The 19,752-nt window shown below is 70.3% G+C and carries 19 protein-coding genes; 14 read left to right on the plus strand and 5 right to left on the minus strand.

Features of this window, described 5'->3' with window-relative positions:
- Window positions 1–271 precede the first annotated feature (271 nt).
- On the minus strand, window positions 272–1,348 hold the full coding sequence (locus IMZ11_RS36845; RefSeq protein ID WP_228647197.1) for a LacI family DNA-binding transcriptional regulator: 1,077 nt from the start codon (window positions 1,346–1,348) through the stop codon (window positions 272–274).
- A gap of 161 nt (window positions 1,349–1,509) precedes the next feature.
- On the opposite strand from IMZ11_RS36845, the gene IMZ11_RS36850 reads away from it, so the two are divergent.
- From IMZ11_RS36850 to IMZ11_RS36905, 12 genes are all read left to right on the plus strand, one after another.
- Complete coding sequence (locus IMZ11_RS36850) at window positions 1,510–3,129, plus strand: ABC transporter substrate-binding protein (protein ID WP_228647199.1); 1,620 nt, start codon at window positions 1,510–1,512, stop codon at window positions 3,127–3,129.
- 8 nt (window positions 3,130–3,137) lie between these two features.
- A complete protein-coding gene (locus IMZ11_RS36855) occupies window positions 3,138–4,088 on the plus strand; it encodes an ABC transporter permease (RefSeq protein ID WP_228647201.1) in 951 nt (316 codons plus the stop codon).
- The gene (locus IMZ11_RS36860; RefSeq protein WP_228647203.1) at window positions 4,085–4,951 is read left to right on the plus strand and encodes an ABC transporter permease; all 867 of its coding nucleotides are present in this window, start codon (window positions 4,085–4,087) and stop codon (window positions 4,949–4,951) included. The genes IMZ11_RS36855 and IMZ11_RS36860 overlap by 4 nt, the downstream gene beginning before the upstream one ends.
- A complete protein-coding gene (locus IMZ11_RS36865; protein ID WP_228647205.1) occupies window positions 4,948–5,916 on the plus strand; it encodes an ABC transporter ATP-binding protein in 969 nt (322 codons plus the stop codon). The genes IMZ11_RS36860 and IMZ11_RS36865 overlap by 4 nt, the downstream gene beginning before the upstream one ends.
- Window positions 5,909–6,808, plus strand: coding sequence for an ABC transporter ATP-binding protein (locus tag IMZ11_RS36870; RefSeq protein WP_228647208.1), 900 nt, complete (start codon window positions 5,909–5,911; stop codon window positions 6,806–6,808). The genes IMZ11_RS36865 and IMZ11_RS36870 overlap by 8 nt, the downstream gene beginning before the upstream one ends.
- Window positions 6,805–8,220: an amidase gene (locus IMZ11_RS36875; RefSeq protein WP_228647210.1), complete on the plus strand. Its 1,416-nt coding sequence runs from the start codon at window positions 6,805–6,807 to the stop codon at window positions 8,218–8,220. The genes IMZ11_RS36870 and IMZ11_RS36875 overlap by 4 nt, the downstream gene beginning before the upstream one ends.
- A 31-nt stretch (window positions 8,221–8,251) precedes the next feature.
- The gene (locus IMZ11_RS36880) at window positions 8,252–9,880 is read left to right on the plus strand and encodes an amidohydrolase (protein ID WP_228647212.1); all 1,629 of its coding nucleotides are present in this window, start codon (window positions 8,252–8,254) and stop codon (window positions 9,878–9,880) included.
- Between the two features lie 71 nt (window positions 9,881–9,951).
- Window positions 9,952–10,830, plus strand: coding sequence for a TIGR03619 family F420-dependent LLM class oxidoreductase (locus IMZ11_RS36885; RefSeq protein ID WP_228647214.1), 879 nt, complete (start codon window positions 9,952–9,954; stop codon window positions 10,828–10,830).
- Between the two features lie 31 nt (window positions 10,831–10,861).
- Complete coding sequence (locus tag IMZ11_RS36890) at window positions 10,862–11,356, plus strand: nuclear transport factor 2 family protein (protein ID WP_228647216.1); 495 nt, start codon at window positions 10,862–10,864, stop codon at window positions 11,354–11,356.
- Window positions 11,357–11,622: 266 nt separating this feature from the next.
- On the plus strand, window positions 11,623–12,702 hold the full coding sequence (locus tag IMZ11_RS36895) for a dihydrodipicolinate reductase (protein ID WP_228647218.1): 1,080 nt from the start codon (window positions 11,623–11,625) through the stop codon (window positions 12,700–12,702).
- Window positions 12,699–13,199: a carboxymuconolactone decarboxylase family protein gene (locus IMZ11_RS36900; protein WP_061261425.1), complete on the plus strand. Its 501-nt coding sequence runs from the start codon at window positions 12,699–12,701 to the stop codon at window positions 13,197–13,199. The genes IMZ11_RS36895 and IMZ11_RS36900 overlap by 4 nt, the downstream gene beginning before the upstream one ends.
- 88 nt (window positions 13,200–13,287) lie before the next feature.
- Window positions 13,288–14,931, plus strand: coding sequence for a GMC oxidoreductase (locus IMZ11_RS36905; protein WP_228647220.1), 1,644 nt, complete (start codon window positions 13,288–13,290; stop codon window positions 14,929–14,931).
- A 146-nt stretch (window positions 14,932–15,077) separates the two neighbouring features.
- Here the strand turns inward: IMZ11_RS36905 and IMZ11_RS36910 are convergent, their stop codons facing one another.
- Window positions 15,078–15,437, minus strand: a complete 360-nt coding sequence (locus IMZ11_RS36910) for a hypothetical protein (protein WP_374463199.1) — start codon at window positions 15,435–15,437, stop codon at window positions 15,078–15,080.
- A 30-nt stretch (window positions 15,438–15,467) separates the two neighbouring features.
- Here IMZ11_RS36910 and IMZ11_RS36915 point away from each other — a divergent pair, with 30 nt between their 5' ends.
- Window positions 15,468–15,893: an ATP-binding protein gene (locus IMZ11_RS36915; protein ID WP_228647222.1), complete on the plus strand. Its 426-nt coding sequence runs from the start codon at window positions 15,468–15,470 to the stop codon at window positions 15,891–15,893.
- Between the two features lie 566 nt (window positions 15,894–16,459).
- On the opposite strand, the gene IMZ11_RS36920 is transcribed toward IMZ11_RS36915, so the two are convergent.
- Window positions 16,460–17,059: a hypothetical protein gene (locus IMZ11_RS36920; RefSeq protein ID WP_228647224.1), complete on the minus strand. Its 600-nt coding sequence runs from the start codon at window positions 17,057–17,059 to the stop codon at window positions 16,460–16,462.
- A gap of 72 nt (window positions 17,060–17,131) precedes the next feature.
- Here IMZ11_RS36920 and IMZ11_RS36925 point away from each other — a divergent pair, with 72 nt between their 5' ends.
- On the plus strand, window positions 17,132–18,022 hold the full coding sequence (locus tag IMZ11_RS36925) for an IS701 family transposase (RefSeq protein WP_374463200.1): 891 nt from the start codon (window positions 17,132–17,134) through the stop codon (window positions 18,020–18,022).
- Here IMZ11_RS36925 and IMZ11_RS36930 read toward each other — a convergent pair.
- Both IMZ11_RS36930 and IMZ11_RS36935 read right to left on the minus strand, forming a co-directional pair.
- Window positions 18,005–18,256, minus strand: a complete 252-nt coding sequence (locus IMZ11_RS36930) for a hypothetical protein (protein WP_228647226.1) — start codon at window positions 18,254–18,256, stop codon at window positions 18,005–18,007. The two genes, IMZ11_RS36925 and IMZ11_RS36930, sit on opposite strands and share 18 nt — an antisense overlap.
- Window positions 18,257–18,287: 31 nt before the next feature.
- Entirely contained in the window at window positions 18,288–19,751 is a 1,464-nt protein-coding gene (locus IMZ11_RS36935; protein ID WP_228647228.1) for a benzaldehyde dehydrogenase, read from the minus strand.
- Window position 19,752 lies beyond the last annotated feature (1 nt).

A 19,752-nucleotide genomic window follows, 5' to 3' on the forward strand; every position in this document is an offset into this window, starting at 1 on the left:
AGGCTCCACGCCTGTTTCCGGCGTTCTCTGTTCGTCCGCGTGTCTGCCCGCGTGTGATCGTTTCTGCTCAGGAAAGCCCTACTGTCCGAGTCGATCACGCTGAGAAAACGTCAGTGGGCACGGCAGCGGCCACCGGCCGATCTACGCATTTCAGCAGTGATCGCGCGGTGGCCGCTTCGGTGTGGTCATGGAGTGCTCCCGCACCGGAAGCCGGTACGGGGCCGTCCGTTCGGCGCTACATGGCGGCGATCGTGCTGGAGAGCGGCAGGCGTCACCCCGGGGGAAGGGGGGACGCCGCCGTCCGCCGCGCGGGCCCGTGCCCGGGGGCGACCGAGGACGCGCGGATCTGGAAGTCGGCCGAGAAGAGGCGGCCATGGTCACCCGCGCGGCCTTCGATGCTGTCGACGAGCAGCGCCACGGCCGCCTGGGCGGTCTCGTCCGGCAGGTAGCTGAGCGTGCTGACCGGCGGATCCGTGTAGGGGGCCGTCGGGTCCTCCGTGATGCAGACGAGCAGCAGGTCGTCGGGGACGGACCGGCCGAACTTCCGTATCGTGTCGAGCAGGAGCGCCGGGCTGGCCTCGACCAGGACGAAGAGCGCGTCGGCGTCCTCGATCAGCCCCCCGACCGCGTCGAGCACGTTCTGGATGCCGGGACCCGGGAGGTAGGCGATGCGGGGTTCACGTCCCCGCTCCGCGCACCAGTCCAGGTAGGCGTCGACCGACTGCTGGTGGAAGCAGGCCGTGGTCGCGGCCGCGACGACCGCGACGCGTTCGGCCCCGGCGTCCTCCAGATGGTCGAGAACCTGTCGTGCGGCGCTGCCGTAGTCGAAGTCGACCCACCGGCCGGCCTCCTGCGTCCCTCTGCTCGCGACCTCTTTCAGTGCCCGGCGGTCGGAGACCACGGGGACCCCCGCGGCGAGGAAGTCGCCGACCATCGGGTCTCCCTCGACCGGGTCGACGACGAACACGCCGTCCAGCGGCATGTCCAGCCAGCAGTCGCCGGGGCCGGTGGTGGGCAGCAGGACGACGCCGTATCCGTGGACCAGGGCCGCGCGAGTCGTCGCGGTGACGAGCTGCCCGAAGTACGCCAGCTCGGCGTAGACCCACGGCGTCTCGACGTGCTCCCGCGCCGCGACGCCGATCAACCGGGTGTGCCCGGCGCGTAGCAGCCGCGCCGTGGCGTTCGGGCGGTAACCGAGACTTCGCGCCACCTTCTGCACGTGCTCGCGGGTGGCCGCGGGAAGTCTCCCGGTTCCGTTCAGCGCGTCCGACACGGTCGTCTTGGACACGCCCGCGGCACGGGCCACGTCCACGAGGCGGACCCGCGCACTGCGATCCGACTGGCTCATGAGCGGATCCTGTCATCTTGACCGGATGGCTCGCCACCCCGGCCCCAGCTTTGCAGAATCGTTCCGCCAAACCCTTGTGCAGGAACGTTCCTTCACGAATACTCGCAGCCACCTCAGCCGCATACCGGATCGTTGCGGCCCGTTCAGAAAGAGGTGGTCCGATGCGCACCTCCCGTTTCGCCGCCGCAACAGCGCTACTCGCACTCGCGGTCGCCTCCTGCGGCGGCGCTCCCCAAGCCGGCAAGGGTGGCGGCTCCGCCGCTTTCGAGATCACGAAGGACACCCCGCCCGCCAAGAGTCCCGTGGACTCGGTGACCTGGTCGCTCTACGCCGAACCGCAGTCCCTGGACTACGCGTACGCCTTCGACTACCACCCCAACACCGTGCTCGCCAACGTGTGCGAGCAGCTCATGCGGGTCACCCCCGACCTGAAGGTGGAGCCCGGCCTGGCCGGCGCGGCGGCCAACCCCGACCCCAAGCGCTGGGTCTACACGATCCGCGACGGCGTGAAGTTCCACGACGGCTCCACGCTCACCGCCGACGACGTCGTCGCCAGCATGCGCCGCCACATGGACCCCAAGGTCGGCTCGTACTGGGTTTCGGTCTACAGGAACGTCGACAAGGTCGAGAAGACCGGGCCGATGGAGGTCACGGTCCGCCTGAAGGAGCCCGACCAGCTCTTCAACGAGTCGATGGGCACCTCCGCCGGCACCATCGAGAGCGCCGCCTGGCTGGCCAAGGAGGGCTACGGCACCCCGGACGTCGGTGTCAACTGCACCGGCCCCTTCTCCCTCGACAGCTGGCAGAAGGGCCAGTCGCTCAACTTCAAGAAGTTCGCCGGCTACTGGGACGCCTCGCTCATGCCCAAGGTGAACGCGCTCAAGATGGTGTTCATCCCGGACCCCGCCGCCCGCGTCAACGCGCTGCTCGCCGGCGAGGTCGACGGCGGCTACCTGCTGCCGCCCCCCGGGTTCCCCAAGCTCCGCACCGCCGGCAGCGGCACGCTCTACTTCGGTCCCAACACGACGGCCGTGAACCTGATCCCGACCAACCTCAAGGGCACGCTCGGTGACGTCAAGGTCCGCAAGGCGCTGTCCATGGCGCTCGACCGCGACGGGATCATCAAGGCCGCCTCGGGCGGAGCCGGCACACCGGCGAAGGCGCCGGGCGCACTCGGCGCCTGGGGAATCGCCCCGGAGGCGGCCAAGGGGTACTACGACAAGCTTCCGGCCCTCACCCAGGACATCCCCGGCGCGAAGAAGCTGATCGAGGAGGCCGGCGCCACCGGCAAGAAGGTCGTGATCGCGACCAGCACGCTCTCCCCCGACATCAGCGTCATCGCCAACGCGGTGCAGTCGGCCGGGCAGGCGATCGGCCTGAAGGTCGAACTGAAGGCGGTCGCCCCCGATGCCTACACGGCACTGTTCTCCGACCCGAAGGCTCGTGAGGGCATCGACCTGGTCATGACGATCTGGTACGACAACACCCCCGACCCGCTGGAGTTCTACGGAATCCTGGAGACGGGCGACTTCTCCAACTACGGCGGCTACTCCAACCCGGAGTACGACGCCCTGGTCCACGAGGCGAACGCCCAGGCCGACCCGGCCGCACGTGCCGCGACGGTCGCCAAGCTGCAGGAGATCGCCGTCCGTGACGTGGTCTGGATCCCGCTGTACGAGCCGCCGCACAACATGTTCATGAACAAGCGGCTCACCGGCGCGCCGACCAGCATCTCCCAGCTCGTCTACCCGTGGGCCGCTCTTCTGGGTTCGGCCGGTTGAGTTCGACCATGGCAGGCTTCCTCCTCCGCCGAATCGGAGGGATCGCCGTGACGTTGGTCGTCACGTCGTTCCTGGTCTTCGGTTCGGTCCACCTCGCCCCCGGTGACCCGGCGTCCTTCCTCCTGGGAGGGCGCTCGGCGTCACCCGCCGCCATCACGGCCATCAAAGAGCAGTACCACCTGAGCGACCCGTTCCTGGTCCAGTACACCAAGTGGGTCGGCGGCGTCGTCACCGGCGACTTCGGCAAGTCCGCGACGTTCCGGCAGGACGTGGGCGGTCTGATCGCCGCCCGGCTGCCGACGACGCTGTTGCTCATCGGCTACGCCGGCGTGCTCATCCTGATCGGAGGGCTGGCGTTCGGGGCGCTGGCCGCCCTGCGGCGAGGCGTCGTCGACCGGGCGGTGCTCGTCGGCACGGGCATCGCCACGGCCACCCCCTCGTTCGTCGCCGCGATCGGGCTGATCTCGCTGTTCGCCGTCCAACTGGGCTGGTTCCCCGCCTTCGGCAACGGCGAAGGTTTCGGTGACCGGATCTACCATCTGACGCTCCCGGCGGCGGCGCTCGCCCTCACCTTCGTCGGCCTGCTGGCCCGGGTGACCCGGACGTCGATGCTGGAAGAGCTGGGACGCGAGCACGTCGAGGTGGCCCGCTCACGCGGGGTGCCCGGCTCGGACGTCGTACGGCGGCACGTGCTGCGCAACGCCCTCGGCCCGATCACCACCGTGACCGGGACGATCGTGGCCGGCCTGCTGGTCGCCACCTCGATCGTGGAGACCGCCTTCGGCCTGTCCGGGGTCGGCCAGCTGCTGGTGAGCTCCGTCACCGTCAAGGACTTCCCGGTCGTGCAGGCCGTCAGCCTGCTGGTGGTGGTGACCTTCGTCGTCGCCAACCTCATCGTGGACCTGGTTCAGCCGCTCATCGATCCCCGCCTGTCCCACGCGAAGGGAGGCACGAGATGACCGCCGTCCCCATCCACCGGCGCAGGTTCCTGGCGCCGCTGGCCCGCATCACGGGGGGCGACAAACTCGTCGGGGCCGCCCTCGTCGTGCTGATCGTGCTGATCCTCGCGGCGGCCTTCGCCCCACTGATCTCGCCGCATGACCCCGATGCCGTGGACCTGTCCGCGACCCTGAGCGGCTCCACCCCCGAGCACCTGCTGGGCGCGGACCAGTCCGGCCGCGACGTCCTGTCCCGGCTGATCTTCGGCGCCCGGACGGGACTGCTCGGCCCGCTCATGGTCGTGATCGTGTCGACGGTGCTCGGCATGCTGATCGGGGTGGCCGCCGCCTGGTACGGCGGAGTCGTCGACTCCGTGCTGTCGCGCGCGATGGAGCTCGTCTTCTCCTTCCCCGCCCTGCTGCTGGCCATCCTCCTGGTGGCGGTCTTCGGCGTCGGGCTGACCGCGCCGGTGATCGCGATGAGCGTCGCCTACGCCCCGTACGTCGGCCGATTGGCGCGCAGCGTCGCCATACAGGAGAAGGCCCGCCCCTACATCCAGGCGTACAAGGTGCAGGGCTGGTCCGGCTGGGTGATCTGCGTGAAGCACCTGCTGCCCAACATCGCGCCGCTGATCCTCGCCCAGTCCGCGATCAACTTCGGATACGCGCTCATGGACCTCGCGGCCCTCTCCTTCCTCGGTTTCGGTGTGCAACCGCCCACCTCCGACTGGGGCGCGATGATCAACGAGGGCGCCTCGGCCATGCTCCAGGGCGCGATGCTGCCCGCCCTCGCCCCGGGCGTCGCCATCGTGATCACGGTGGTCGCGTTCAGCCTCGTCGGCGAGTCCATCGCCGACCGCGTCGCACGGCGGGAGGAGCGATGACCACTCGGCTACTGGAGATCGAGGACCTGAACGTGCGGCTCGCCGCCGGCAGGGCCGCGCGCCCCATCCTCGACGGTGTGTCGTTGCACGTCGAGCGGGGCGAGGCCGTCGGGCTGGTCGGCGAGTCCGGATCGGGCAAGTCCGTCACCTGCCGTTCGGTGCTGGGGTTGCTTCCCGAGGGCTCGCAGGCCGCCGGCAGCCTGCGGGTGGACGGCGAGGACATCCTGACGATGTCCTCCAACCGGCTTCGCGAGCTGCGCCGCCGCGACGTCTCCATGATCTTCCAAGACCCTCGGGCCTCCATCAACCCGATACGCAGGATCGGCGACTTCGTCACCGAGGGGATGCGGGCCGGCGGTGTGCCGCAGAAGGACGCGCTCAAGCGGGCCGAGGAGCTGCTGGAGTCGGTCGGCATCCGTGAGCCGCGCGCGGCGCTGCGCAGGTATCCGCACGAGTTCTCCGGCGGCATGCTGCAGCGCGTGATGATCGCCGGCGCGCTCGCCGGAGGGCCCCGGCTGCTGCTGGCCGACGAGCCCACCACGGCGCTGGACGTCACCACCCAGGCCGAGGTCATCTCGATCCTCACCAGGCTGCAGGCCGAGCGTGACATGGGGATGCTCTTCGTCACCCACGACCTGGAGCTGGCCGCGGCGATCTGCGACCGCATCTACGTGATGTACGCGGGCCGGATCGTCGAGGCGCAGTCCGCCGAAAGGCTCTTCAGCCGGCCGCGTCATCCGTACACCTCGGGACTGCTGGCCGCGACCCCGCGGCTGGAGTCGGACCAGCCGCCGCACGGCGTCCCCGGACGTCCGGTGTCACTCGCCGAGGCCCCGAGCGGATGCGCCTTCGCGGCCCGCTGCGCCCACGCCCGGCCCGGCTGTACGGAGGACGAACCCGTCCAGCGGGAGATCGACGGAGCCCAGGTGGCCTGCCTGCGCGCGGAGGAGCTGATCCATGACTGAGTACGCGCTGGAGGTCGAGAACCTGCGCAAGTCGTTCGGCGGCCATGTGGCCGTCGACGACGTCTCCTTCTCGCTGAAGCCCGGCGGCTCCCTGGCCATCGTGGGCGAGTCGGGGTCAGGGAAGACGACGACCGCGCGGATGCTCGTCGGCCTTGAGCGGCCGGATTCCGGCCGGATCCGCGTCGTCGGGCGGGACCGCTCGAACGTGGCCCGCGGCAAGGCGACCCGGCTGGCCCGTGCCCGAGAGCTCCAGATGGTCTTCCAGGACCCCTACCTCTCGCTCGACCCCCGCGTCAGCGTCGCGCAGTGCGTCGAGGAACCGCTGCGCCTGCACTTCGGGATGAGCCCGCGGGAACGCCGGGCCCGCCGCGACGAGCTGCTGGAGCGGGTCGGTCTCGGCGAACGGGAGGCGGACGCGCTGCCCAGGCGGCTGTCCGGCGGCCAGCGCCAGCGGGTCGCCATCGCCCGCGCGCTGGCGACCGAGCCGAAGGTGCTGATCCTGGACGAGGCGACCGCCGCACTCGACGTGTCCATCCAGGCCCAGATCCTCGACCTGCTGGCGGAGATCCGCCGCGACACCGGCGTCGGCTACCTGTTCGTCACGCACAACCTGGCACTCGTCCGGCACATCGCCGACGACATCCTCGTGCTCTACCAGGGGCGCGTGGTCGAGTCGGGGCCCACCCGGGACGTGCTGGCCGCCCCCGAGCATCCGTACACCCGCCTGTTGCTGCACTCCGTGCCGCGACCCGGCTGGGACCCCGCCCAGATCGCCGCCGACCGGCGCGCCCTCGCGACCGCGCTGCGGGAGGCGCCGGCCCCCTCGGTTGCCGCCGAACCCGCGCGACACGACCCTGACGCCGCCCCCACGAGAAGGAGTGTCACCCCGTGACCGACCTCGCCTACCTGCCCGCGACCGAGGCCCTGCGGCTGTTCCGGTCCCGCGAGCTGTCCCCCGTCGAGCTGATGACCGCCGTCATCGAACGCGCCGAGACCGTCGAGCCGCGGGTCAACGCGCTCAGCGAGCGCACCTTCGAGGAGGCCCTCCTCCAGGCCAAGCAGGCCGAGGACGCCTACCGCGACGGCTCGGCACGCCCGCTTGAGGGCATCCCCGTGGCGGCGAAGGACGAGCAGCCGATCGCCGGACGGATCGCCTCGGACGGCTCGCTCGCCTTCGCCGACCACATCGCCGATGTGACCCATCCGGTCATCGAGCGGCTGCTGGCCGCGGGCGGCATCGTGCACGCCCGCACCACCACACCCGAGTTCTGCTGCGCGGGCTTCACCCACTCCAAACTGTGGGGCATCACTCGCAACCCGTGGAACCTGGACTACTCGCCCGGCGGCTCCTCGGGCGGCTCGGGCGCGGCACTCGCCTCCGGTACGGCCACGCTCGCCACCGGCTCCGACATCGGCGGCTCGATCCGGCTGCCCGCCGCCAACACCGGCACGGTCGGCTACAAGCCGCCCTACGGCCGGGTGCCCGCGATGGCGCCGTTCAACCTCGACCATTACTGCCATGACGGGTCGATGGCCCGCACGGTCGCCGACTGCGCGCTCATGCAGAACGTCATCGCCGGCCCGCACCCCCATGACGTGGTCTCCCTCCGCCCCGCCGTGCGCATCCCCGAGCGGCTCGGCGATGTGACCGGCCTGCGCGTCGCGTACGCGCCGAACCTGGGCGACTGGCCGATCGAGCCGGAGATCGCGGCAAACACCAAGGCCGTCGCCGACGCGCTGCGGGAGGCCGGGGCGATCGTCGAGGAGGTCGAGGTCGGGCTGCGCCGCGCCGACGTCTTCGCGGCCGTCTTCATCCACTTCGGCGCCATCTTCGGACCCATGGTCACCCGGGTCGCGGCCGAGCACGGCGACCTGCTCAACCCCTACGCCCTCGACTTCGCCGCGAGGGCCGAGAAGGCGATGGGGCAGAGCGGCGCCTTCCTGACCGGGCTGGAGATGGAGGCGGCGATCTACCGGCCCATCGGCGAGCTGCTCGACCGCTACGACGCGCTGATCTGCCCGACCACAGGGGCGCCGGGCCTGCGCGCGGGCGAGGAGTACATCGACACCACGTTCTCCGTGAACGGCGTGGAGCTCGACAACTACCTGGAATACGCGCTGACGCCGGTCTTCAACATCGCCAGCCGCTGCCCGGTGCTCAACGTCCCGTCCGGCCGCGCCGCGGGCGGCGTACCGACCGGGGTGCAGATCGTCGGCCGCAGCTACGACGACGCGACCGTCTTCGACGTCGGCGCCGCCGTCGAGCGGGTCCGCCCGTGGGCCTTCCGCCCCGAAACGCTCTGACCCTCTGCTCTCATCCCAAGGAGAACGTCGCATGACCACCCCCGCCGACCTCGTCTTCCGCGGAGGTCCGGTGCACATGCTCGGACCGTCCCGCGCCACGGCCACGGCGGTCGCCGTCCGCGACGGCCGGATCGTCGCCGTCGGCGAGGACCCGGACGTCCGGCCGCTGATCGGCGCGGCCACCGAGGTCGTCGACCTGGTCGGCCGAGCCCTGCTGCCCGGCTTCCAGGACGCCCACGTCCATCCGGTCCTCGCCGGCCTCACCATGATCAGGTGCGACCTGCACGACGCCGGCGACGCCGGCGAGGCGGCCGCCGCCGTCCGCGCGTACGCGGAGGCGAACCCCGGCACGGAATGGATCAGCGGAGGCGGCTGGTCCATGGAGTGGTTCCCCGGCGGGACGCCGAGCAGGCACCTGCTGGACGCGGTGGTCCCCGACCGTCCCGTCCACCTGATCAACCGGGACGGTCACGGAGCCTGGGTCAACACCAGGGCCCTGGAGCTGTGCGGCATCGACGCGGGCACCCCGGACCCGGTCGACGGGCGCATCGAGAGGGAGACCGACGGCAGCCCGCAGGGCACGCTCCACGAAGGCGCGTCCGCCCTGGTCGGCCGGCACGTCCCCGAGGCGACCGCGGACATGATGCTGCGCGCCCTCCAGGCCGGCCAGCGGCGGCTGCACTCGGCCGGCGTCACCGCCTGGCAGGACGCGATGGTCGACGAGAAGGTCCAGCGGGCGTACCTGGCGGCGGCCGAGTCGGGGCTGCTCACCGCCCGGGTGGTCGGCGCGCTCTGGTGGGACCGCGAAAGGGGTGAGGAACAGATCCCCGAGCTGCTCGCGCGCAGGTGCGGCGCGGGCCGGTTCCGCGCCTCCAGCGTCAAGATCATGCAGGACGGTGTGGCGGAGAACTTCACCGCCGCGATGACCTCCAGCTATCTGGACGGCTGCGGCTGCGGGACCGGCAACCAGGGGCTCAGCTTCGTCGATCCGTCGGCGCTGCGCGCGTACGTCACCCGCCTGGACGCCGAGGGTTTCCAGATTCACGTGCACGCGGTCGGTGACCGGGCGGCCCGCGAGGCGCTGGACGCGTTCGAGGCGGCGCGGGCCGCCAACGGCGTGAACGACAACCGCCACCACATCGCCCACCTGCAGGTCGTGCATCCTGACGACGTGCCGCGGTTCGCCGCCCTCGGGATCACCGCGAACCTCCAGCCGCTGTGGGCGTCGCACGAGCCGCAGATGGACGAGTTGACCATTCCGTTCCTCGGCCCGGAACGGGCGGGCTGGCAGTACCCGTTCGGGGATCTGGCCCGCGCGGGCGCTTCGCTCGCGGCGGGCAGCGACTGGCCGGTCAGCAGTCCCGACCCGTTCCTGGGCATCCACGTCGCGGTCAACCGCACGCCGCCGGGCGAGAACGCGGAGGTGTTCCTGCCGGAGCAGCGCCTGAGCCTGGCGGCCGCGCTGGCCGCCTACACGATCGGCACCGCGCGGGTGAACCACCTGGACACCCGGACCGGAACGATCGAGGAGGGCAAGCTCGCCGACCTGGTGGTCGCCGACCGCGATCCCTTCTCGATCCCGGCGGGCGAGATCGCCGAGACGTCGGTGCTGGCCACCTACGTCGAGGGCCGCCCGGTCCACACCGCTCCGGCCTTCTGACGACGCGTCGCGGCGGCTTCCCGGCACTCCGAGCTTCTAAAATGGAACCGGTTCTATTACGCTCGGCTTCCATGCGCTTCACCTATGCCGAGGCCATGACCGATCCGTCGTACTACCTCCCGCTGGCCCAGGCCGCCGAGGCCGCCGGGTACGCGAGCATCAGCGTGGCGGACTCTCTCGCCTATCCGAAGGAGTCCGCCACGAGCTATCCGTACACCGCGGACGGCGACCGGGAGTTCCTGGAGGACAAGAGCTTCATCGAGACGTTCATCCTGGTCGCGGCCATGGGAGTGGCGACCTCGACGATCCGGTTCACGCCGTTCGTGCTCAAGCTGCCGGTCCGGCCGCCGGCACTGGTCGCCAAGCAGGCGAGCTCGATCGCCTACCTGACCGGCAACCGGCTGAGCCTGGGCGTCGGGCTCAGCCCGTGGCCCGAGGACTTCGCGCTGATGGGGGTGCCGTGGTCGCGGCGCGGCAGGCGGATGGACGAGGCGATCGAGGTGGTCCGCGGCCTGACCAGCGGCGACTACTTCGAGTACCACGGCGAGTTCTACGACCTGCCGCCGGTGAAGATGTCTCCCGCCCCCACCGAGCCGATCCCGATCCTGGTCGGCGGGCACAGCGACGCGGCGCTGCGCCGGGCCGCCCGCCTCGGCGACGGCTGGATGCACGGCGGAGGCGACGCCGCCGAGTTGGACGCGCTGCTGACCAGGCTGGCCGCCCTGCGCGCCGAGGAGGGCACGGCCGACCGGCCCTTCGAGGTCCACGTGATCTCCTTCGACGCGTACACCGTGGACGGGGTGCGGCGGCTGGCCGACAAGGGCGTCACCGACGTGATCGTCGGTTTCCGCGCTCCGTACATCAAGGGTCCGGACACCGAACCGCTGGCCAGGAAGATCGAGCACCTTGAGCGCTTCGCCGAGTCGGTGATCTCCAAAGTCACCCCTTAACCCAGAAACAAGAACAGGTTACAGTTCCCATATGATCGATTCCCCCGCTGTCACCTGGGAGGCGCCGGACGGCGACCACGCCGCGCGCCGGGCGTCGTGGGCGTCCATGGCCGCGGTCACCGCCGGACGCAGGGCGGAGTGGCTGAGCCTGTTCGCCCCGGACGCTCTCGTGGAGGATCCCGTCGGCCCCTCGATGCTCGATCCCGAGGGAAAGGGGCACCACGGGTACGACGAGATCGCGGCGTTCTGGGACGCCCATGTCGGCTCGGTGCGGGAGTTCCACTTCCACGTCAGGGACTCCTTCGCCAACGGGCCGTCCTGCGCCAACGTCGCCTCCATCACCATGACGCTGGACGGCGGCATGACCATGACGGTCGACTGCGTGATCATTTACACCGTCGACGACGCGGGTGCGATCACCTCGCTCCGCGCCCACTGGGAACCGGATCGCGCGATCGCCACCCTGACCGCCCCGGAGGCCCATCAGGTCGCGCCGGCGCGGGAGGGCGTCCGGTCGGACGAGTAGACGCCGCCGACACCTCGCGGGGCTGCGCCGCCGGACCCCTCCCCCGGCGAGTCGCCCGCGAGCCGGGAGGAACCGGGCAGGCACGGTGACCTGCGCGGACGGCGTCGCCGTACAGGCGCGGAGTTCGTGCTGCCCGGGAACGGGTCGCGCCCGCGTCACCGCCGTTCGACACCCTTTGTCGCCACCCGCCACAGGGCCCGGAAGCGGTACGCCAGGGGCGAGCGGGGGCCCTATACAGTTGAACAAGCGCTTGTTACCCTCCGCCCATGGTGTCCACAATTGTCTGGGGTACCGGCAACGTGGGCCGCGCGGCCATCCGTGCCGTCGAGGCCCATCCGGCACTGGAACTCACGGCCGTCCTCGTCCACGATCCCGCCAAGGTCGGCCGCGACGCGGGCGATCTCGGCGGACTCGACCACCGTCTGGGCGTCGCGGCGACGGACGACATCGACGCGGTTCTGGCCACCGGCCCCCGCGCCGTGGTCTACGCGGCGTCCGGCGACATCCGCCCCGACGAGGCCCTCGCCGACATCGTCAGGGCGATCCGAGCCGGAGCCGTCGTCGTCACGCCCTCGCTGTACGCGCTCTACGACCAGCGAAACGCCCCGCCGGAGCTGCGGGAACCGGTGCTGGCCGCCATCGCCGACGGGGGCGGCTCACTGTTCGTCTCCGGCGTCGACCCCGGCTGGGGCAACGACGTGCTGCCGCTGCTGATCAGCGGACTCGGCACCACCGTGGACGTGGTCCGCTGCCAGGAGATCTTCGACTACTCCACCTACGACCAGCCCGACTCGGTCCGCTACCTGGTCGGGATGGGCCAGCCGATGGACTACGAGCCGCCGATGATCGCGCCGACGGTCCCGACCATGGTGTGGGGCGGCCAGGTACGACTGATGGCGAGGGCCCTCGGCGTCGAACTCGACGAGATCCGCGAGACGCTGGATCGGCGCCCGCTCGCCGCGACGGTGAGCACCGCGACGATGGGCGATTTCGAGGCCGGCACCCAGGGCGCGGTCCGGTTCGAGGTGCAGGGCATCGTCGAGGGCGAGCCGCGCATCGTCATCGAGCACGTCACCCGCATCCACCCGTCCTGCGCGCCGGACTGGCCGACGCCGCCCGACGGCGAGGGCGCGCATCGGGTGATCATCGAGGGCCGCCCGCGCATCGAGGTCACGGTCGAGGCCACCGACGAGGGCGGCAACCGGTCCGCGGGCGGGAACGCCACCGCGGTCGGCCGGCTGGTGAGCGCCATCGACTGGCTCGTGGCGGCCGAGCCCGGACTCTACGACGCGCTCGACGTCCCGCTGCGCCCCGCGGTCGGCAGGCTCGGAAGGAAACGATCATGAGGATCGACATCCCGGACGGAAGGGACGCGATCGAGTACGTGTGGGGCGAGATGGTCCCCGGCATCGGGGTCGCCGCCTCGAAACTCTCGCTGGCGGTGTACGCCCACACGACCCTCGGCCTCCGCGAGTTCGAGGCCGCGCGGCTGCGGATCGCGCAGATCAACGGGTGCGTCTTCTGCCTCGACTGGCGGACGGAACGGGACGGGCAGAAGGTCGAGGAGGAGTTCGCCGACGCGGTGACCCGGTGGCGCACCACCGACGCCTTCGACGACCGCACCCGGCTGGCCGCCGAGTACGCCGAGCGGTACGCCCTGGACCACCACAACCTCGACGACGAGTTCTGGACGCGGATGACCGCGCACTACAGCCAGGTCGAGATCGTGGAGCTGAGCATGTGCATCGGCTCCTGGCTGGCGTTCGGCCGGCTCAACCACGTACTGGGCCTCGACACCGTGTGCATGCTGCCCAGCGGTCGCTCTCCCTCGGACAGGCGGTAGACGCCCCCGGCGACACGTCACCCATCACCCAAGGCGCAACCCGATATGTAGAACCCGTTCTCCTTTGGCTGAGAGTGAGGAACCTCGCATGAGTGACAGCGCGTCGGCCGGTTCTGACTCCAAGGGCGTCTCACGCCGTGGATTCATCGCTGGAACCGGTTCTCTCTTGGGACTCGCGGCCCTCACCGGCCGCGCTCCCGCAGCCCACGCACAGGCCGCATCCGCGACCGCTTCGATCGCCACCGGGGCTCACGTCCCCGCCCTGGTGATCGGCACCGGATACGGCGGCTCCGTCGCCGCCCTGCGTCTCGCCCAGGCCGGCGTCGACGTACACATGATCGAGATGGGCATGGCGTGGGACACCCCCGGCGCCGACGGCAAGATCTTCTGCAACACGCTCTCGCCGGACCACCGGTCCTACTGGCTGCGCACCAGGACCAAGGCGCCGCTCAACTACTTCCTCGGATACCCGATCGACAAGGACATCTCCCGCTACACCGGGATCCTGGACGCCGAGGAATTCAGCGGCATCACGGTCTACCAGGGCCGCGGCGTCGGGGGCGGTTCGCTGGTCAACGGCGGCATGGCGGTCACCCCCAAGCGCGAGAACTTCGCCGCCATCCTCCCGTCGGTGAACCCCGACGAGATGTACGACGTCTACTACCCGCGCGCCAACGCCGGACTCGGGGTCGGCACCGTCGACCCGGCCTGGTTCGACTCCACCGCCTGCTACCAGTACGCCAGGGTCGGCCGCAAACACGCCCAGCGTTCCGGCTTCCCGTTCGTCTTCGTGCCCGACGTGTACGACTGGGACTACATGAAGCAGGAGGCGGCCGGGACCGTCACCAAGTCGGCGCTGGACGGCGAGATCCTCTACGGCAACAACCACGGCAAGAAGTCACTGCAGAAGACCTACATCGCCCAGGCCAAGGCCACCGGCAAGGTCACCGTCTCGGCGCTGCACAAGGTCACCTCGGTCGCTCCGGCGGCCGGTGGCGGCTACACGGTCGTCATCGAGCAGATCGACACCAGTGGTGCCACCACCGCCACCAAGACCGTGACCGCGGACAAGGTGTTCTTCGCCGCGGGCAGCGTCGGCACCAGCAAGCTCCTGGTCAAGCTGAAGGCCACCGGCGTACTGCCCGACCTGAACGACGAGATCGGCAAGGGCTGGGGCGACAACGGCAACGTCATGTGCGGCCGCGCCAACCACCTGTGGGACCCGACCGGCAAGCTCCAGTCGACCATCCCCTGCGGCGGCATCGACAACTGGGCCGCCGGTGGCGCCTTCGCCGAGGTCGCGCCGCTGCCCACCGGGATCGAGACGTACGCCTCGTTCTATCTGTCGATCACCAACAATCCGCACCGCGCCCAGTTCTCCTGGAACGCCGCCACGGGAACGGTGGACCTGAACTGGCAGACCTCCTGGAAGCAGCCGGCCATCGACATGGCCAAGACGATCTTCGACAAGATCAACGCCAAGGAGGGGACGATCTACCGGACCGACCTCTTCGGCGTCTACAAGATCTGGGGTGACCACCTCACGTACCACCCGCTCGGCGGCGCGGTTCTGAACAAGGCCACCGACAACTACGGCCGCCTCGCCGGATATCCCGGGCTGTACGTCATCGACGGCTCGCTGATCCCCGGCAACACCACCGTCAACCCGTTCGTCACCATCACGGCGCTCGCCGAGCGGAACATCGAAAAGATCATCACGACCGACCTGTGAGCACGGCCCGGTGCGAAAGGCCGGCCACGGAGCGCCCGTGGCCGGCCTCGCGGGGCCGCACTGGAGTTCAACGCGCCCTTTCCGCTGAGGTCGCCGCCGGCAAGTGCTGGCCGACGTCCCGCTGCATCTCCGGCTGGCGAACCTGATCAGGGCTCGTAAAGAGCTTGCCGCCGGTAATGGCTGACTCGGGCGCGGGCTTGATGGCGTCGCCGCCAGCGAGACCAGCGCAGCAGGTCAGTCATGCTGCGGGCGGTCTGGATGAGCAGCCGGACGAGTAAGCGCCGGGTCTCGCCGAGCGTCAGTGGCACCAGCTCAGGTGCGGCCGGGTGGTCGGCGCGGTGGTGGGCGGTGACCGCGGTGAGGAAGGCGTGGGCGAGCATCGCCAGGGTGGTCCACCGGTACCAGGACGTCCATCGGCGGACGTGATGCTCGTCCAGGCCGGTCAACCCCTTGCCGGTCTGGAAGGACTCCTCGATGGTCCAGCGACGGCGGGCGACCATCCACATCGCCAGTTCGTCTATGAGGCGTTCGAAGCGATGCTCAATCGCTGGAACGGGCTCCGGTTCCTGGACCATCGGGATTTCCACGGGGTGCCACAGTCGGCATCGGACGCGCGCCACTGGGTGCTGAAGGTGCTGAGCGCGCACATCACAGCCTCGGCGGAGGTCATGGAGACGGTGGAGCTACTGGTGAGCGAGGTCGTCACCAACTCGATTCTTCACAGCGACTCGGGTCACCCTGACGAGGTCATCACGGTCGGCGTCGGCCTGGGGGAGGGCCTGGTCCACATCGAGGTGATCGACAAGGGTTCAGCGGTCAACGTCCCCGCGATGCGGCCTGCCGACAGCGACAATCTCGGCGGGCGGGGCCTGGCATGGGTGGACCTCCTGTCCAGCGCATGGGGAACCGACTACGACCCCGAGATAGGCCGCGCGGTCTGGGTACAGCTCACTTACCGATGACCCCGTGAAAGCCGGTGCGGCGGCGCGACCTTCCCCGTAGTCGTGCCGCCGCACCCGACCAGAAATGACCGTGATCACGTGGCCCCGTCATCCGATGGCAACTCGACCCGGAGCGCAGTGCCGCCAGGCGCGAGCACCGGAAGCGGGGCGGCAGGCTTGTCCTTTCCCCGCGAACCTCGTGTGCCTGATGAACGCGCAGAGCGGAGACGGCCGGCGCAATGCCGAAGGCACCCCGAAGGGACCTCATAGCGGTTGGGCCGGCGGTCGCAGCGGCGGCAGCGCGTACCCAGGGCGGCGGGTGCGTTTCGGTACGGCGAGCGCTCGGTACGGCGGGCAGACCCCGCCGCGCAACGGCGCGAAGCGCTGCCGTATTCGATCTCCGCATGACAGTTGTCACGACCGGTCGGCGCTGGCCGTTCTACCGTGGAGGGCCGTCTCGGATGAGTTCGAACCTGCGGCAAGGGGCGGCGAGCGGTCCGGACACCCCATGACGCTCCCGTCGGCTCTCGGCCGCGTACCGGGACGGAAACCCGCTCCAGGGGCTCCCCCATGACCTGTCCGGTGGATCAGGACAAAACCGCGCACATGACGGTCACCTGAACAGCGACGGGAACATCGAGGGGGTTGGTGGCCCGGTAGAACCAGGTGCCCTCATCGTAGAGGGGTCCCCAATAGCCCACCTGCATCTGGTCGACGAAACCCGGCCCGGCGGCATACCCAGCGACGTAGCTCGCGTTGATGGGCGTCTTGCCCTGCGGGCAGGCGACCTCGACCATATTGGTGGCGTGGGCAGCGAATACGCCGCGGGTCTTGACAATTTCCCTGCCGGAAATGCCCGGCTCCCCCTTCGGCCCGGCCGGGCCGGTCCCACCCTGTGCGCCCTGCGGGCCGACCGGACCCGTCTGGTTCCAGGAGATCGTCCGCTCACCGTCCAGGCACCCGCGGGGCGCCGTCGTACTGGTGGGAACGGGAAGAGCGCCCCGCGCGCCCTGGTCGGAAGAGCCTGTGGGAGAGTCTCCCGCCGGAATCCGCAGCGTCCCGTTCGTGCTCACACACGCCGTGATCGTCTCGCTGTCGGCCACCGCTCCCGCGACCGCAATCCCCGACCCTCCGGCGACCATTCCTATCAGTGCGCCGATAACCAGCGATCTCTTGTTGCCGTTCATCTTTACCCTTTCTTACGATATGGCGTTCACCGCCGAGGTGGGACACGCTCGCAGACGGCACTAGTAGTCACCTTGGACGCGACTTGTTCACAGCTTGATCCCACGACGGCCACCTACGGATCTAGTGCTTCGTTCCTCGTAGCAGGTACTACGCTCACCGACCTGCTAAGCGGGCTGCTATCGGAGTTACCGCGCAAAAACTGCTGGACGCTGGCCGAACACGCCGGAGACCGCACGCCGGATGGGACGCAGCACCTGCTGTCACGCGCGGTATGGGACGCCGACGCCGTCCGCGACGACCTGCGCGGTTATGTGGTGGAGCACCTCGGGCAAGATGGCGCGGGTGCTGGTGGTGGACGAGACCGGCGACCTGAAGAAGGGCACCGGCACGGTCGGCGTGCAGCGCCAGTACACCGGCACCGCCGGATAGATCGAAACAGCCAGGTCGCCGTCTTCCTCGCCTACTCCACCCCCGCCGGGCACGCGTTCATCGACCGGGAGCTGTATCTGCCTCAGGCGTGGACGGGCGACGCCGAGCGGTGCCGACGGGCGGGAGTGCCGCAGGACCGCCAGTTCGCCACCAAGGGCGAACTGGCGACGTGGATGGTCGCCCGCGCCCTGGATGCCGGCGTCCAGGCGAGGTGGGTGGCCGGCGATGAGGTGTATGGCCAAAGCCCGTACCTGCGAGCGGAGCTGGAAGCCCGCAAGGTCGGGTACGTACTCGCGGTCGCCTCCAGCCACCGGGTGACCACCGGCGCGGGAGCCTGCCGAGCCGACCAAGTGATCTTTTCGGTGGCGCAGGCGTCGTGGCAGCGGTTGTCGGCCGGGCATGGCGCCAAGGGGCACCGCTACTACGACTGGGCCGCCGTCGAACTCGACTGCGAACGGCCAGGCCGGCACTGGTTACTGATCCGCCGGAACCGGCGCACCAGCGAGCATCAGGAACTATGGCTGGAGTACTAGTAATTCACTTGGCCTGCACTTCAGCGTCGAGGCGTCGAACCCGGCCATCAGCTGACCGGGGTGCCACCCCGGCGCGGTGGCGAGCATCCTGGCGCTGCGCAGGTCCGCCACCTCGTCGTCGCCGTCGCCCGAGCCCTGCTGACCGTCGCCGCCAACCGGATCGATGACCGGTGACACCGAGCGGCGGCCGACCGGATCGGGTCCGATCGGCCGCGCGCGGCGGTCGCGCCGCAACGGTGTCAGAACGGGTGCGCCGGAACGGGTGTCAGAACGGGTACTGCGCCGGCTTGCCGCGCATCGTGATCCAGCGGGTCTCGGTGAACGCCTCGATGTTCGCCGCGGCGCCGCCGAACCGGGAGCCGGTGCCGGAGGCGCGTACGCCGCCGAACGGCGCGTTGGCCTCGTCGTTCACAGTCTGGTCGTTGATGTGCACGATGCCGGTGGGGATCCGCTCCGCGACCGCGAGCCCGTGCATCACGTCACGGGTCACGATGCCGAGGGAGAGCCCGTACTCGCTGGCACCGGCCAGCTCGATCGCCTCCTCGACCGAGGACACCCGGGTGACCGGGGCGACGGGGCCGAACACCTCGTCGGCGAAGGCGGGCGCGGTGAGCGGGACGTCGGCCAGCACCGTGGGCCGGTAGAAGAGCTCCTCGTAGGTCCCGCCGGCGGCGACCCTCGCGCCCTGGTCGGCGCTGGCCGTGACCATGCGGTGGATCTTGTCGCGCTGTCCCGCGTCGATGACCGGTCCCAGCGCGACCTCGCCGGACGCCGGGTCGCCGACCGGCAACGCGCCGGCCTTCTCCGCCAGACGCTCCACGAACTCGTCGTACAGCCGGTCGGAGACCAGGTGACGGCCGGTCGTCATGCAGATCTGGCCCTGGTGGAAGAACGATCCCCACGCGGCCAGGTTCACCGCCGCGTCCACGTCCGCGTCGTCGAGCACCAGCAGCGCGGAGTTGCCGCCGAGTTCGAGGTGCGCGCGCTTGAGGTGCCGGCCCGCGAGCTCGCCGATCCGGCGGCCCACGGGGGTCGAGCCGGTGAACGAGATGACCCGGATGCTCGGATCGGTGACCACGGCCTCGCCGACGTCGGCGCCGCCGGGCACCATCTGCAGGACGCCGGGCGGCAGGCCGGCCTCCTCGAACACGCGCGCCATCAGCGTTCCGCCGGTGACCGCGGTACGCGGGTCCGGCTTGAGGATGACCGCGTTGCCGAGCGCGAGCGCCGGGGCGACCGACCGGATGCCGAGGATGATCGGCACGTTGAACGGCGAGATCACGCTGACCACGCCCGCCGGCATCCGGCGTGCCATGGACAGCCGCGGCTCCTCCGACGGCAGGACCTCGCCGATCGCCCGGCCGGGCAGGGAGGACGCCTCGTAGCACTCCTCCGCCGCGACGTGCAGCGCGAACCCGGCCATCCCGGGGACCGCGCCGACCTCGCGGATGTTCCAGCCGCTGATCTCCTCGGCGTGCTTCTGCCAGAGATCCCCGGCCCTGCGCAGTACGGCGGCACGCGCGGTGTGCGGCAGCGCCGCCCACTCCCTCTGCGCCCGCGCGGCGGTCACACCGGCCTCGGCGACGTCCTCGGGGGTCGCCCGCCCCATCCGGCCGAGCTCCCTCCCGGTCGCGGGCTCGACGACCGCGTAGTCGCCTCCGCGTCCGGCGGTCCACTCGCCGTTCTTGAAGATGTTGCCCTGCCAGTCGACGCTGTCGAGAAGTCCCACA

It is taken from the genome of Microtetraspora sp. AC03309 (assembly GCF_020826795.1).
GTDB classification, from domain to species: domain Bacteria; phylum Actinomycetota; class Actinomycetes; order Streptosporangiales; family Streptosporangiaceae; genus Microtetraspora; species Microtetraspora glauca.